This window comes from Rouxiella sp. S1S-2, from assembly GCF_009208105.1.
Classification (GTDB): Bacteria; Pseudomonadota; Gammaproteobacteria; order Enterobacterales; family Enterobacteriaceae; genus Rouxiella.
In genome coordinates this window covers 5,060,537-5,073,251 of the sequence record NZ_WFKL01000001.1, presented here as the reverse complement: position 1 = coordinate 5,073,251, position 12,715 = coordinate 5,060,537, and the positions used below count along the sequence as shown (strand labels likewise).

Below are 12,715 nucleotides of genomic sequence, written 5' to 3'. Positions count from 1 at the left end.
AAACCCCGGTTCGCGTTGAGGCGACCGGGGTTTTTTTGTGCCATACCGTGACGACGCGAATCTAAAATCGCTTAGTGGTCGGTATCTCTAACGTCGATTTTAGCTTCGGCCGGAGGCTCGGTCGCCACCGGTAATTCAGAAGGCATGCCTGCGCTTTCAATCGTCAGTCGAATGTCTGGCGTAATCAAGTCACTGAGAATGGTATAGATTTCACGGGTATGCTCCGCAATAGCATCACCAATATCATTGATATAGCCTTCATCGCGCAGCGTGCCGACCAGCGTAGTAAATACCGCCTTGTCGAAAAACTCCGGTGCGTTAATGCCGTGCAGCACCGACAGACGCTGGGCCATAATACGGCTCTCTTTTTCCAGCGCGCCACGGCTGATGCTTGGATTATTGCTCAGCAGCGACAGGGTTATCGCATAGCGTTGCAACGTTTCACGAACGCCTGCCGCCAATAGCTGGAGAGGTCTGTTGCGCAAAGGATTTAGCGTAAGCTGATCACCCTCGACGACGATCAGTCCCTGACGAGCCAATTCGGCGCTGAGCACTTCAAGCAGCTGCGGCAGCTGCTCTTTGCCATAGTGCATGAACAGCTCGGCTTTTATCATCGGATAAATCAGCGCCACCTGACGCAGAAGCTCGGACTTACTCACCTCTCGGTGGTGCATCACAATACTTGCTATCAGCGAAGGCATCACCAAAAGGTGATGAATATTGTTGCGATAGTAGGTCATCAGCACCGCCTGCTCGCGCGGCAGAATGATGATATCGCCAATATTGTCCTTCTCAACCTGGAACTTGTTCATGTTCAGTGCGTGATCAAGCAGCCGATCTGCGGTAAGTTCCGGCACGGTCGAGTCAGCGGTGTAAGGCACATTACGCAAAAGCTGCAGATAGCAGTCAAGCTGTTCAATCAGCTGCTCGCGGGTCAATGAGCGCTGACGGGACGCCAGCAGCGCCGTACAGCACAGGTTCATGGCATTGGCAGCCGCCGAATTGTTGATTCGAACCATTATTTTGTCGGCAATATCCTGCACCGTCGGTGTAAGCCAGCTTGGGCGATGTGCTTCGATAGGGTCTATCGCGTCGCGCCACTGGGGAACGTTCTGGTTAAGATAAGGCGTCAAATGCAGCGGCTCGCCAAAGTTGACATAGCCCTGACCTAGGTTGCGCAACTTACGCAAGCCGTTGATCATCTGTATAAAGCTTTCTTTCTCTTTGGTGGCTCCGCGCAGTTCTTTCGCATAGGTGCCGACTTCCATCACGTGTTCGTAGCCAATATAAATCGGTACCAGCGTAATAGGACGCGAACCGCCGCGCAGCATAGCCTGAATGGTCATCGCCAAGGTGCCGGTTTTAGGTTCGAGCAGACGACCGGTGCGTGAGCGACCCCCTTCAACGAAGTACTCGACGGAATAGCCGCGGCTAAACAGTTCACCCAAGTACTCACGGAAAACCGTGGCGTAAAGTTTATTCCCTTTGAAGGTACGACGAATAAAGAACGCACCCAGACGGCGGAAGATAGGTCCGGCCGGCCAGAAGTTCAGGTTGATACCCGCCGCAATGTGCGGAGGAACCAGCCCTTGGTGATAAAGCACGTAAGAGAGCAGAAGGTAGTCCATGTGACTGCGGTGGCAGGGCACATAAACGATTTCCTGACCGTCTTGGGCAAGCTGGCGCACGCGCTCGGCGTTATTAACGTTGATACCTTTATAGAGACGGTTCCAGGTCCAGCTCAAGACGCGGTCAGACAGGCGCACGGCTTCATAATTGAAGTCGGCAGCAATCTCTTCCATCAGGGCGATCGCGTTTTGCTGCGCCTTGTCGTGCGAAATCTTTTTGGTACGCGCTTCATCTTCAACTGCTTTCTCAATGGCCTTAGAGGCTAAAAGCTTGTTAAACAGGTCCTGACGAACCGGCAGTCGCGGCCCTACGGCGGCCAAACGCTGGCGCGAGAAGTGCATACGTGCAACCCGAGCAAGCTTATGGGCAATGATTTTATCCGTGCCATGCTGAGTGGCCATATCGCGCAGCGATACCGTGTTCGAAAAACGCACAAAACTGTCGCGACCGAGCCAGAGCACGGCAAAGAATTTTTGTACGCCGTTCAACACGCGAAGATGCGGCGTGTCCTGACCTTCGCGGCCCGGCGCACGACCAAACATAACCGAGACCGGCAGCATTTGAATATCCAGATTAGGGTTATTGCGATGCAGGTCGAGATAGTCGTGGAAAAGTTTTACCGACTCTTGTTTAGGCTGATAATAGGAAAATACGCGCGGTCCTTCACCAATAAAAACGTGGCTTGGCAGGTGTACGCCGTCTATTTCTAGCGGAATAAGAGGATCGGGCAAGTTCTGCGCCAGGCATTGAACCCGCAGAGTAAGGAGATCGGCCTTAGAGTTATAAGGCAAAACATACAGAATTGGGCGAGTTGGATCTAAACGCAACTCCGTCACCGGATCTGTAGGGATGACCTTGCTTCTTACCAGCAATTTTAGCGGTAAATTCAATAGGGTATAATAAAGTCTACGCCATCCTGACATAAAAAACGTAAAGCCTCTTGTTAGCAATTCGCCGCAAGGATACCAGAAACCCGGTATGAGATCTGTGGTGATAGGACAACGGATTCAGGCTAAAATGCCCCAAAATCACTTTAAGACGCAAAATAATGTCAAATCAAGTTACGGGATTGACCCGAATCTACAAGGCCGCAGGTTACTCCTTAAAGGGATTAACCGCGGCCTGGAAAAACGAAGCTGCATTTCGTCAGGAAGCCATTGTCGTGGTGCCTGCCATCTTACTGTCATTTTACCTGGATGTGAGCAGCATCGAGCGTATTTTAATGATTGGTTCACTGATTTTAGTCTTGGTTGCTGAATTATTAAACAGTGCAGTAGAAGCCGCCATCGACCGCATAGGACCGGAATTTCACACGCTTTCTGGCCGCGCCAAAGACATGGGGTCGGCCGCCGTTCTCATTACCATTGTTTTTGCCATTTTCACTTGGGCAACTATCCTGGTGCCGCGCTGGCTCTGAATGTTTTAAATATTCTTAATGTCTGTTTTTGTTCACTCTTAGGTTTTAATTCACCCATTACCTGTATATACTCACAGCTGGACTGTATAAACAACCAGGGGGCGGAATGAAAGCACTAACGACCAGACAACAAGAGGTCTATGACCTTATTCGCGATCATATCTCGACCACCGGTATGCCGCCAACTCGTGCCGAGATTGCCACACGTCTGGGGTTCCGTTCACCTAACGCGGCAGAAGAGCATCTTAAGGCGCTGGCGCGCAAGGGCGTAATCGAGATTATATCCGGCGCTTCTCGCGGTATTCGCCTGCTGATGGAAGAAGAAGAAGGCCTGCCGCTGATTGGCCGCGTAGCCGCCGGTGAGCCGTTATTGGCGACCCAGCACATTGAAGCGCATTATCAGGTTGATCCTGCCATGTTCAAACCCAACGCCGACTTCCTGCTGCGCGTAAGCGGTATGTCGATGCGCGATATTGGCATCCTCGACGGTGATCTCCTGGCGGTTCATAAAACGCAGGACGTTCGCAACGGTCAGGTAGTTGTTGCGCGCATCGATGACGAAGTCACGGTCAAGCGTCTTAAGCGACAGGGTAATACTGTACAGCTGCTTCCCGAAAACAGTGAGTTTGAACCGATTGTGGTCGACCTGCGTCAGCAGAGCTTCAGCATTGAAGGCCTTGCGGTCGGTGTTATTCGCAATGGTGACTGGATCTAACACCCGCAGTCAGAATCTTGCCGTTCGTTCGGCACATGTTCCCTGCCAGCAAACGCCAGTCGTTTGTCCATCGCCCCTTAACTGGGGCGATATTGTTTTTGTCCCGAATCGTTATCTCAGCCTGGGTTTTTAGCCATTATGCGATCGCTTTTCAGCTTGCCTACACTCAAAAAAACCTTCTTCAGCCCAGCCGATAAGGCCCTGTGGCTTCTCGCGCTGCCGATGATCTTCTCAAACATTACCGTGCCTTTATTGGGTCTGGTAGACACCGCCGTCATAGGCCATCTCGATAGCCCTGATTATCTTGGCGGCGTTGCGGTGGGCTCAATGGTCACCAGCTTCCTGTTTATGTTGCTGCTGTTTTTGCGCATGAGCACGACGGGACTGACAGCGCAGGCATTGGGAGCAAAAGATAACGTCCTGTTGGCGCGGGCTTTCGTCCAGCCGTTTATGTTGGCCTTGATTGCCGGTGTGCTGATTTTTCTGTTCCGCCAGCCGTTAATCTCATTGGCCCTAAGCATTGTCGGCGGCAGTCATGCCGTCTTGAATCAGGCCGAGATTTTCCTTTCTATTCGCTGGTACAGCGCACCGGCTTCACTGGCAAATCTGGTGATATTAGGGTGGTTATTGGGCATTCAATACGTCAGAGCGCCGGTGATTATGCTGATCGCTGGAAATCTGCTTAACGTCGTGCTCGACCTGTGGCTGGTGATGGGGCTTGGGTGGAATGTTAAAGGCGCCGCCGTGGCGACCGCCTGTTCAGAATATGCCACCTTGGCACTTGGACTATGGTTGGTTTCAATTGTAATGAGAAGGCGGGGGATCAATTTTAGCCTCTTAAAACAGTCTTGGCGGGGAAATCTGCGCCAGCTGATTACGCTTAATCGTGACATCATGCTGCGCTCGCTGCTGCTTCAACTGTGTTTTGCTTCTTTGACCATCATCGGTGCGCGCTTAGGCAGTGAGATTGTTGCGGTAAATGCCGTATTAATGAATCTGCTGACCTTCACCGCCTTTGCTTTAGACGGCTTCGCCTATGCGGTAGAGGCTCATTCGGGTGAGGCATTTGGTGCCAAAGATAAAAGCCGGCTTTTGCATGTTTGGCATGCCGCTTGCCGTCAGGCAGGACTCGTGGCGCTAATCTTTGCCGTCGTTTATGCACTGGCCGGTGAACAGATTGTTAACTTACTGACCTCTTTACCCGAGCTTCGGGCGCAGGCAGACCGCTATTTAAATTGGCAAATCATTTTACCTCTGGTCGGCGTGTGGTGTTATTTACTCGACGGCATGTTTATCGGTGCTACTCGCGGACGTGAAATGCGCAACAGTATGGCGATCGCCGCGCTCGGCTATGCTCTGTCGCTGCTGGCGTTGCCCGTTTTGGGTAATCACGCGCTGTGGTTGGCGGTGGCGGTATTTTTATCCCTAAGGGGGCTGGCCTTAGGATGGATTTGGCGTCGCCATTGGCGTTATGACAGTTGGTTTTAAATTCTTTAGATTAATCCTAGTTATACGCTTTATTACTGCTTTAACCTGAATTATTGAAATCCTCGACTACAATTAGAACTGTTGATAAGCATTTATCAAATGCAGTCAAACCTAAGCTATACAGGAGAGTTGATGATGAATAAGGACCAAGCAGACGGTAACTGGAAGCAGTTCAAAGGCAAAGTGAAAGAAAAATGGGGTAAGTTGACCGATGATGACCTGACCGTCGTTGAAGGTAAGCGCGATCAGCTTGTCGGCAAGATTCAGGAAAGATATGGATATCAGAAAGAAGAGGCTGAAAAGGAAGTTAAGTCCTGGGAATCAGACCATAAATACCACTGGTAGAAGGTGATTCTCCCCGAATCTGCATCCTGAGCATTAAGCTGCTCCTACCCAAGACGCTTTTCAGGATGCAGGGTACAAGGACGTACCCAACCCATTGACTTAAAGTATAAACCCGCCCAAACCAATTCAACGCATCTAAAAATTTTCTCGTCTTGTTGATGACTCATTCATCTGATTGAGTAAATCTCAGGTATCCCGCAATCAGTGAACCGCCTTTGGAATCGGCGGGATGACTTCTGCCGTTCAATACGGGTACTTCAGCGAAATCAAACGGTGAAACGCCTTCGAGGCAGGCTACGTTAATGCCGTATTGCGTAGGATTGGACCGACGTTGATGGTGGGTGTAAATGCCGCAAATTGAGCAAAAGTAGTGTTTGGCCGTTTTGGTATTGAAGCTGTACTCGGTCAGTTTTTCCTGCCCTTGAGTGAAACTAATATCTTTCAGGTCTGCCGACACCGCAACAGCTCCGCGCATGCGGCAAAGCGAGCAATCGCAGCGTCTGATGGTGTTAAACCCGTCGGTAAGTTTGACGTTAAACTTTACAGCGCCACAGTGACAACTGGCCTTGAAGATATCTCGCATCACTTTTCCTCGACTTAATTACACGCATTTTTATCGCTTTTTAACTGCAATGCTGTGGTCATGTTCGCAGTGGTCGTGGCTTTCACAGGATTCAATGACTGAGCAATCGGAGCACAGTCCGTGAGCTTCAACCACGGAGTGACGCAGCACAAAACCCGAGTCTTTAGCCAGCTTGCTTAGACGTTCTTCGATGCCGTCGGTAGTTTTTTCGGTAACAAAACCGCAGCGATCGCAGATAAACAAGGCAGACGTGTGGCTTGGTTCCTCAAAGTGGTGGCAGACAACATAGCTGTTTGCCGACTCAACCCGATGAATAAAGCCTTGTTCCAAAAGGAAATCGAGAGCGCGATAAACCGTTGGGGGCTTGGCCTGCGGCTCCGTTTTACGCAACAGGTCCAGCAGATCATAGGCGCTGATGGCCCCCGGTTGTTGCGTCATTAAGCGCAATACTTCGAGCCGCTGCGGGGTAAGCCGTACGCTACGTTGCTGACAAAGATGCTCAGCCTGAGTGAGAATATTTTCCGTAGTGGTTGGGTTCATCGCGACGTCTCTGCATAAAAAGAGTGCTGATTTTATCATGCTTCTGTCTATTCGCCGAGACCTGACCCGCAGTTACTTAGTTCTGAACCCGTACCAGCCAATCGTGCTGTTAACAGTATGAGATCATGTCGGTGAAGTTTTTCTGCCTCCGCCACAGCATTGGCGCGTCAGCACGCCCCCTCGCAACTATGGTATAGTGAGCAATACTTCCGCTAATTCCTGTATCCGAGTGCACCCTGTTATTGTGTGCAGCATGGTGTACTGAGAAAGCATCAATTAGCCTAAATAGATAAAAATGCACGAAAATACAGAAATGAACACCTTACTGAATCGCGGTGATACCGCCGTCACGGCGCAAAAATACAGTGCGCAGCGTTTTTCTATTGCACCTATGCTGGACTGGACCGATCGCCACTGCCGCCACTTTCATCGCACGATGAGCGGCGAAGCGCTGCTGTATACCGAAATGGTCACCACCGGCGCTATTATTCACGGTAAGGGCGATTATCTGGCGTTTGGCGAGCAAGAGCATCCTGTTGCTCTGCAGCTCGGCGGCAGCAATCCCCAAGATTTAGCCATCTGCGCCAAGTTGGCCGAGGAACGCGGCTATGATGAAATCAACCTCAATGTGGGTTGTCCTTCCGATCGCGTGCAAAACGGCATGTTTGGTGCCTGCCTCATGGCGCAGGCTTCTTTGGTCGCCGACTGCATCAAGGCAATGCGCGACGTGGTGTCTATCCCCGTAACGGTAAAAACCCGCATCGGTATTGATGAACTCGATAGCTACGCGTTTCTTTGCGACTTTGTGCAGCAGGTTTCTGAGCACGGCGGCTGCGATACTTTTATCATCCATGCGCGCAAGGCCTGGCTTTCCGGATTGAGTCCAAAGGAAAACCGTGAAGTCCCGCCGCTCGACTATCCGCGCGTTTATCAGCTCAAGCAGGATTTTCCAGACCTGACCATGGCAATTAATGGCGGTATCAAAACGCTGGATGAGGCGAAGCAGCATCTGCAACATATGGATGGCGTGATGATCGGTCGTGAAGCCTATCAAAATCCGTCCATGCTGCTAGAGGTTGACCGCGAACTGTTTGGCAGCCAGAAATCGGCACTGACAGGTCCTGAGGTGATCCGCGCGCTCTATCCCTATATTGAAGCGGAACTTTCAAAAGGCACCTACCTCGGCCACATTACGCGACACATTCTGGGCATTTTCCAGGGTATTCCGGGAGCTCGCCAGTGGCGCAGACATTTGAGTGAAAATGCGCACAAACCAGGGGCTGGAATCGACGTCGTTGAGCAGGCCTTGTCGATGGTGACCCGTCCGCAAATGGCCACGACTTAAGCGTAATTCGATTGCAGGCTTAAGCGATTTCACCAATTGTTGGTTTTTCTGACCACTGAACCTTTCCCGCTTCATCAACGGGAAGTATAATCTATTGATATTTAACAACTTAAATAATATTACGCACTGGCACGTTTCTTGATACTTCTCTTGGTAGAACGTCTTATCAGTAATGTCTGTCGACACTGTTTTTCCTGAGGAGTATTGCCATGTTGGAAATTTTATTCGTACTCGGTTTTTTCTTTATGCTGTTGCTGACCGGTATTTCATTGCTGGGGATGGTCGCTGCGTTAGTGGTGGCGTTTGCCGTAATGATGTTGGGTGGACTCCTGGCAGTTGTTATAAAAATGTTGCCTTGGTTGATTCTGGCCGTAGTGGCCGTATGGATTTATCGCGCCTTCAAGCAGCCTGAAAAACCGCGTTATAACCGCAGACGCTTTCGTTAAGCATGATGTATTTGCTGATTAAAATATAAACGGCAAGCTTATCAGCGGGATAAATTCGGCATCTGGGATGTGGAAAATGTAAGACCTCAGGCATAACTTTTACTTATGTGGGCTCGATCACAGGTTGAGTGATAAAGTGCTTTCGCAACCAATTAATCATATTTTTTAACATTGGTGGCTGCTAGGATGGACTTATCGTGACAGACGACAAGCTTTCATCAAATCTGGTGAGCTCTAAAATAGTTGCTTAAGCAACATCGCCGCCAGATTTACCTTGCAGTAACCTACAGGCAGTACCGTTCTGAACTCAACATGATTGACGTCGGAACAGCATAAGAGGGCTCCCTAACCGGAGCCCTCTTTGCTTTTGAGCCAACCCCGTTTATTGACCTGGGATCAGCAGGCTTGAGCCAGTTGTGGCGCGGCTTTCCAGCGTTTTGTGAGCCTTACGTGCCTGAGAAAGCGGGAATTTCTGCGCGTCTTTTACGTCAACCTTAATAGCGCCGCTGGCAATCAGCGAGAAAAGCTCCTCACTGGCGGCCGTCAACTCTTCATAGTTAGTGACGTAGTTATTGAGGGAAGGGCGCGTGACGTACAGCGACCCCTTTTGATTCAAAATGCCGAGATCTACGCCGGTTACCGGACCCGAAGCGTTGCCAAAGCTCACCAGCAGGCCCTGACGTTTCAGGCTGTTGAGCGAGTCCAGCCAGGTGCTTTTACCCACCGAGTCATAAACCACCGACACTTTTTCACCCTGAGTCAGTTCGGCAACGCGCGCGGCGATGTCTTCGGTTTGATAATTGATCGTTGCCCATGCTCCCGCTGCTTTAGCGAGCACCGCTTTTTCATCGGAACCGACCGTACCAATCAGTTTGGCACCCAACGCCTTGGCCCATTGGCAGGCGATCAGCCCTACGCCGCCTGCCGCCGCCTGGAACAAGAAGACGTCACCGGCTTTCACTTTATAAGTTTGGCGGAATAAATACTGCACCGTCAGACCCTTAAGGAAGGCCGCGGCGGCCTGTTCAAAACTGATGGCATCAGGCAGTACAAAGACCTTTTGCCCTGAAACATTATGGATTTCACTGTAGGAGCCGAGTGGCGACTGGGCGTACACCACGCGGTCTCCCACCTTAACGTGCTTAACCTCGGCCCCCACTTTAGTGACGACGCCCGCAGCCTCGGTCCCCAAACCTGAAGGCAGCGAGGCGGTGGGATAAAGACCGCTGCGCACATAGGTATCGATATAATTGATGCCTATCGCCTTGTTCTCGACCTGAACTTCGCCCGCCGCCGGATCTTGTGGTTCAAAATCAACATATTCCAAGACTTCCGGACCGCCCGTGGCGCTAAATTGAATACGCTTAGCCATCTTTTATCCTCGTTATAAAGTGTGATTTTTACCCTACGCTAATTGATTGGGGTTTCCTAGTCGGCAAGTGCTGCTGTTAAGACCGTTTGGAAATGAGGCATCACAAGGAATTATAATTGGGTATACTGACGCGTTATTAGCGTTCGCTCTAACCGTCAGCCAGACGTTACCAAGCCAGTTATTTATAGTAGGAAAGCATTCACCCATGGCCGGAAACAACAAACCAACCAATAAACCGAACGAACCCCGCGATCGTCAGATGGAAGGGCTAAAGCTTCCGCCACATTCGATAGAAGCCGAGCAGTCCGTGCTGGGTGGACTGATGCTGGACAACGAGCGTTGGGATAACGTTGCCGAGCGCGTGGTAAGCAATGACTTCTTCAGCCGTCCGCATCGTCTGATTTTTACCGAGATGCAGCGCCTGCTGGAGATGAGCAAGCCTATCGATCTGATTACGCTGTCTGAATCTCTCGAGCAGAAAGGGGATTTGGATTCGGTGGGTGGTTTTGCCTATCTTGCAGAATTATCAAAAAACACCCCCAGTGCCGCCAACATCGGTGCCTATGCGGATATCGTCCGTGAGCGCGCGGTGGTGCGAGAAATGATCTCTGTTGCCAATGAAATTGCCGACGCCGGTTATGATCCTCAGGGCCGCAGCAGTGAAGACCTGCTGGACCTGGCAGAGTCACGCGTTTTCCAGATTGCCGAAAGCCGCGCCAATAAAGATGAAGGTCCGAAAAGCGTTGACCGCATTCTTGAAAGCACCGTGGCGCGCATTGAAGAGCTGTTCCAGCGTCCGCATGACGGCGTAACCGGTGTTTCTACCGGTTACAGCGATTTAGACAAGAAAACGGCCGGTTTGCAGAAGTCTGACTTAATCATTGTTGCCGCGCGTCCTTCTATGGGTAAAACCACTTTCGCCATGAACCTGTGCGAAAACGCCGCCATGATGCAGGAAAAACCGGTGCTGATTTTCAGCCTCGAGATGCCCGGCGATCAGCTGATGATGCGTATGCTCGCCTCTCTGTCGCGCGTTGACCAGACACGAATTCGTACCGGCCAGCTGGACGACGAGGACTGGGCGCGTATTTCGAGCACCATGGGTATCCTGCTCGAAAAACGTAATATGTACATCGATGACTCTTCAGGTCTGACGCCCACTGAAGTTCGCTCTCGCGCCCGCCGTATTTTCCGTGAACACGGCGGCCTGAGCATGATCATGATTGACTACCTTCAACTGATGCGCGTTCCCTCGCTGTCGGATAACCGTACTCTGGAAATCGCCGAGATTTCCCGCTCGCTTAAAGCGCTGGCGAAAGAGCTGCAGGTGCCGGTTGTTGCCCTTTCTCAGCTTAACCGAAGCCTGGAGCAGCGCGCCGATAAGCGCCCAGTCAACTCCGACCTGCGTGAATCCGGCTCGATTGAGCAGGATGCCGACTTGATCATGTTTATCTATCGTGACGAGGTCTATCACGACAACAGTGAAGAGAAGGGCATCGCGCAAATCATTCTGGGTAAGCAGCGTAATGGCCCGATCGGTACGGTACGCCTGACCTTTAACGGCCAGTGGTCGCGGTTTGATAATTATGGCGGCCCGCAATACGACGAAGACTAGTTCTTTACTGGGCGAGTTTAGTGGGCAACTGGTGTCTGGGCAGTGCCCGGAATCTTCATCTTTAAAATTCTTCAAAAGGACAATCAATGAAGGCGGCTACGGCTGTGATTGATCGCCGCGCTTTGCGTCATAATCTGCAACGCATTCGGCACGTTTCTCCACAAAGTCGGGTGGTGGCGGTGGTGAAGGCCAACGCCTACGGGCACGGCCTGCTTGAGGCAGCACACAGTTTGCAAGATGCTGATTGCTATGGTGTTGCTCGACTGGATGAGGCGCTGGCGCTGCGCGCGGGTGGCATTCTTAAGCCGATTTTGCTGCTTGAGGGATTTTTTGCTGCCGAAGACTTGCCGCTGCTGGTAGAACACAGTCTGGAGACGGCGGTTCACAGCCAGGAGCAGCTTGAAGCACTTGAAAATGCACAACTTACTGTGCCGCTAAAAGTGTGGATGAAGCTTGACTCCGGCATGCATCGATTAGGCGTTGCGCCCGATGAGGCCGAGTCTTTTTACCAACGACTCTGTCTGTGCGCTAACGTTGTTCAGCCGGTGAATATGATGAGTCATTTTAGCCGCGCCGATGAGCCGGAAAATGATTACACTCTCAAGCAGTTGCAGTGTTTTCAAGATTTTGCGCAGCAAAAACCAGGCCTTAAATCGATCGCCGCGTCAGGGGGAACCCTGCTTTGGCCCGCCTCGCATCTTGATTTAGTGCGCCCAGGAATTATTCTGTACGGCGTGTCTCCGCTGGCAGCAACCGAAGCCAGCGAGTACGGTTGCCGCCCGGCCATGACCTTAAGCTCGAGCCTGATTGCCGTACGCCACCACCGCGCCGGCGAACCGGTTGGCTATGGAGGCATCTGGACCAGCCCGCGAGATACTCGACTGGGCGTGATAGCCATTGGCTACGGCGACGGTTATCCGCGCAGTGCACCCAGCGGCACGCCGGTTTTGGTCAACGGACGAGAAGTGCCGATCGTAGGCCGGGTCTCTATGGACATGATTTCTGTCGATTTAGGCCCGGACGCACAGGACTGCGTGGGTGATGAAGCGATTCTGTGGGGGCCTTCCCTGCCGGTTGAGCGCATCGCCCGTGAGACCGGCATCAGCGCCTATGAACTGATCACCACCTTGACGTCCCGCGTTGCCCGGCTCTATCTCGGCGAATAATTCCCGTCAGGGCGTAGTTATGCTGCGCCCTGACGGGCTGTTCAACGTTTTAAC

The 12,715-nt window shown here is 51.7% G+C and carries 12 protein-coding genes; 8 read left to right on the top strand and 4 right to left on the bottom strand.

Going from position 1 to position 12,715, the window contains the following annotated elements; genetic code table 11:
* Positions 1-71: 71 nt before the first annotated feature.
* Positions 72-2,552, bottom strand: coding sequence for a glycerol-3-phosphate 1-O-acyltransferase PlsB (gene plsB / locus GA565_RS23220; protein ID WP_152201139.1), 2,481 nt, complete (start codon positions 2,550-2,552; stop codon positions 72-74).
* Between the two features lie 125 nt (positions 2,553-2,677).
* Here plsB and GA565_RS23215 point away from each other — a divergent pair, with 125 nt between their 5' ends.
* From GA565_RS23215 to GA565_RS23200, 4 genes are all read left to right on the top strand, one after another.
* Entirely contained in the window at positions 2,678-3,046 is a 369-nt protein-coding gene (locus GA565_RS23215) for a diacylglycerol kinase (protein ID WP_055774144.1), read from the top strand.
* 106 nt (positions 3,047-3,152) lie between these two features.
* The gene (gene lexA, locus GA565_RS23210; RefSeq protein ID WP_055774146.1) at positions 3,153-3,761 is read left to right on the top strand and encodes a transcriptional repressor LexA; all 609 of its coding nucleotides are present in this window, start codon (positions 3,153-3,155) and stop codon (positions 3,759-3,761) included.
* A gap of 138 nt (positions 3,762-3,899) precedes the next feature.
* Entirely contained in the window at positions 3,900-5,249 is a 1,350-nt protein-coding gene (dinF, locus tag GA565_RS23205) for an MATE family efflux transporter DinF (RefSeq protein ID WP_152201138.1), read from the top strand.
* A gap of 135 nt (positions 5,250-5,384) precedes the next feature.
* Entirely contained in the window at positions 5,385-5,594 is a 210-nt protein-coding gene (locus GA565_RS23200) for a CsbD family protein (RefSeq protein WP_009638605.1), read from the top strand.
* A 163-nt stretch (positions 5,595-5,757) separates the two neighbouring features.
* Here the strand turns inward: GA565_RS23200 and GA565_RS23195 are convergent, their stop codons facing one another.
* Together GA565_RS23195 and zur are read right to left on the bottom strand one after the other, a co-directional pair.
* Positions 5,758-6,177 carry a GFA family protein gene (locus GA565_RS23195; RefSeq protein WP_152201136.1) on the bottom strand — a complete coding sequence of 140 codons (420 nt, stop codon included), beginning with the start codon at positions 6,175-6,177 and terminating at the stop codon, positions 5,758-5,760.
* Between the two features lie 30 nt (positions 6,178-6,207).
* Complete coding sequence (gene zur, locus GA565_RS23190; RefSeq protein WP_152201134.1) at positions 6,208-6,717, bottom strand: zinc uptake transcriptional repressor Zur; 510 nt, start codon at positions 6,715-6,717, stop codon at positions 6,208-6,210.
* Between the two features lie 313 nt (positions 6,718-7,030).
* On the opposite strand from zur, the gene dusA reads away from it, so the two are divergent.
* Together dusA and pspG are read left to right on the top strand one after the other, a co-directional pair.
* Complete coding sequence (dusA, locus tag GA565_RS23185; RefSeq protein ID WP_152201717.1) at positions 7,031-8,062, top strand: tRNA dihydrouridine(20/20a) synthase DusA; 1,032 nt, start codon at positions 7,031-7,033, stop codon at positions 8,060-8,062.
* 209 nt (positions 8,063-8,271) lie between these two features.
* Complete coding sequence (gene pspG, locus GA565_RS23180; protein WP_152201133.1) at positions 8,272-8,508, top strand: envelope stress response protein PspG; 237 nt, start codon at positions 8,272-8,274, stop codon at positions 8,506-8,508.
* Positions 8,509-8,890: 382 nt separating this feature from the next.
* On the opposite strand, the gene GA565_RS23175 is transcribed toward pspG, so the two are convergent.
* Entirely contained in the window at positions 8,891-9,880 is a 990-nt protein-coding gene (locus GA565_RS23175; protein WP_152201131.1) for a quinone oxidoreductase, read from the bottom strand.
* 205 nt (positions 9,881-10,085) lie between these two features.
* Here GA565_RS23175 and dnaB point away from each other — a divergent pair, with 205 nt between their 5' ends.
* Positions 10,086-11,495 (top strand): replicative DNA helicase, encoded by a 1,410-nt coding sequence (dnaB, locus tag GA565_RS23170; RefSeq protein WP_055774157.1) that lies wholly within the window; start codon positions 10,086-10,088, stop codon positions 11,493-11,495.
* Positions 11,496-11,581: 86 nt separating this feature from the next.
* Complete coding sequence (alr, locus tag GA565_RS23165) at positions 11,582-12,661, top strand: alanine racemase (RefSeq protein WP_152201130.1); 1,080 nt, start codon at positions 11,582-11,584, stop codon at positions 12,659-12,661.
* The last annotated feature ends 54 nt before the right edge of the window (positions 12,662-12,715 follow it).

What these genes read in the sequence shown, in the direction of transcription:
- GA565_RS23195 (WP_152201136.1), bottom strand. Translation starts at nt 6,177, where the DNA reads ATGCGAGATATCTTCAAGGCCAGTTGTCACTGTGGCGCTGTAAAGTTT.
- alr (WP_152201130.1), top strand. Translation starts at nt 11,582, where the DNA reads ATGAAGGCGGCTACGGCTGTGATTGATCGCCGCGCTTTGCGTCATAAT.
- GA565_RS23200 (WP_009638605.1), top strand. Translation starts at nt 5,385, where the DNA reads ATGAATAAGGACCAAGCAGACGGTAACTGGAAGCAGTTCAAAGGCAAA.
- plsB (WP_152201139.1), bottom strand. Translation starts at nt 2,552, where the DNA reads ATGTCAGGATGGCGTAGACTTTATTATACCCTATTGAATTTACCGCTA.
- pspG (WP_152201133.1), top strand. Translation starts at nt 8,272, where the DNA reads ATGTTGGAAATTTTATTCGTACTCGGTTTTTTCTTTATGCTGTTGCTG.
- dnaB (WP_055774157.1), top strand. Translation starts at nt 10,086, where the DNA reads ATGGCCGGAAACAACAAACCAACCAATAAACCGAACGAACCCCGCGAT.
- GA565_RS23215 (WP_055774144.1), top strand. Translation starts at nt 2,678, where the DNA reads ATGTCAAATCAAGTTACGGGATTGACCCGAATCTACAAGGCCGCAGGT.
- GA565_RS23175 (WP_152201131.1), bottom strand. Translation starts at nt 9,880, where the DNA reads ATGGCTAAGCGTATTCAATTTAGCGCCACGGGCGGTCCGGAAGTCTTG.
- dusA (WP_152201717.1), top strand. Translation starts at nt 7,031, where the DNA reads ATGAACACCTTACTGAATCGCGGTGATACCGCCGTCACGGCGCAAAAA.
- dinF (WP_152201138.1), top strand. Translation starts at nt 3,900, where the DNA reads ATGCGATCGCTTTTCAGCTTGCCTACACTCAAAAAAACCTTCTTCAGC.
- zur (WP_152201134.1), bottom strand. Translation starts at nt 6,717, where the DNA reads ATGAACCCAACCACTACGGAAAATATTCTCACTCAGGCTGAGCATCTT.
- lexA (WP_055774146.1), top strand. Translation starts at nt 3,153, where the DNA reads ATGAAAGCACTAACGACCAGACAACAAGAGGTCTATGACCTTATTCGC.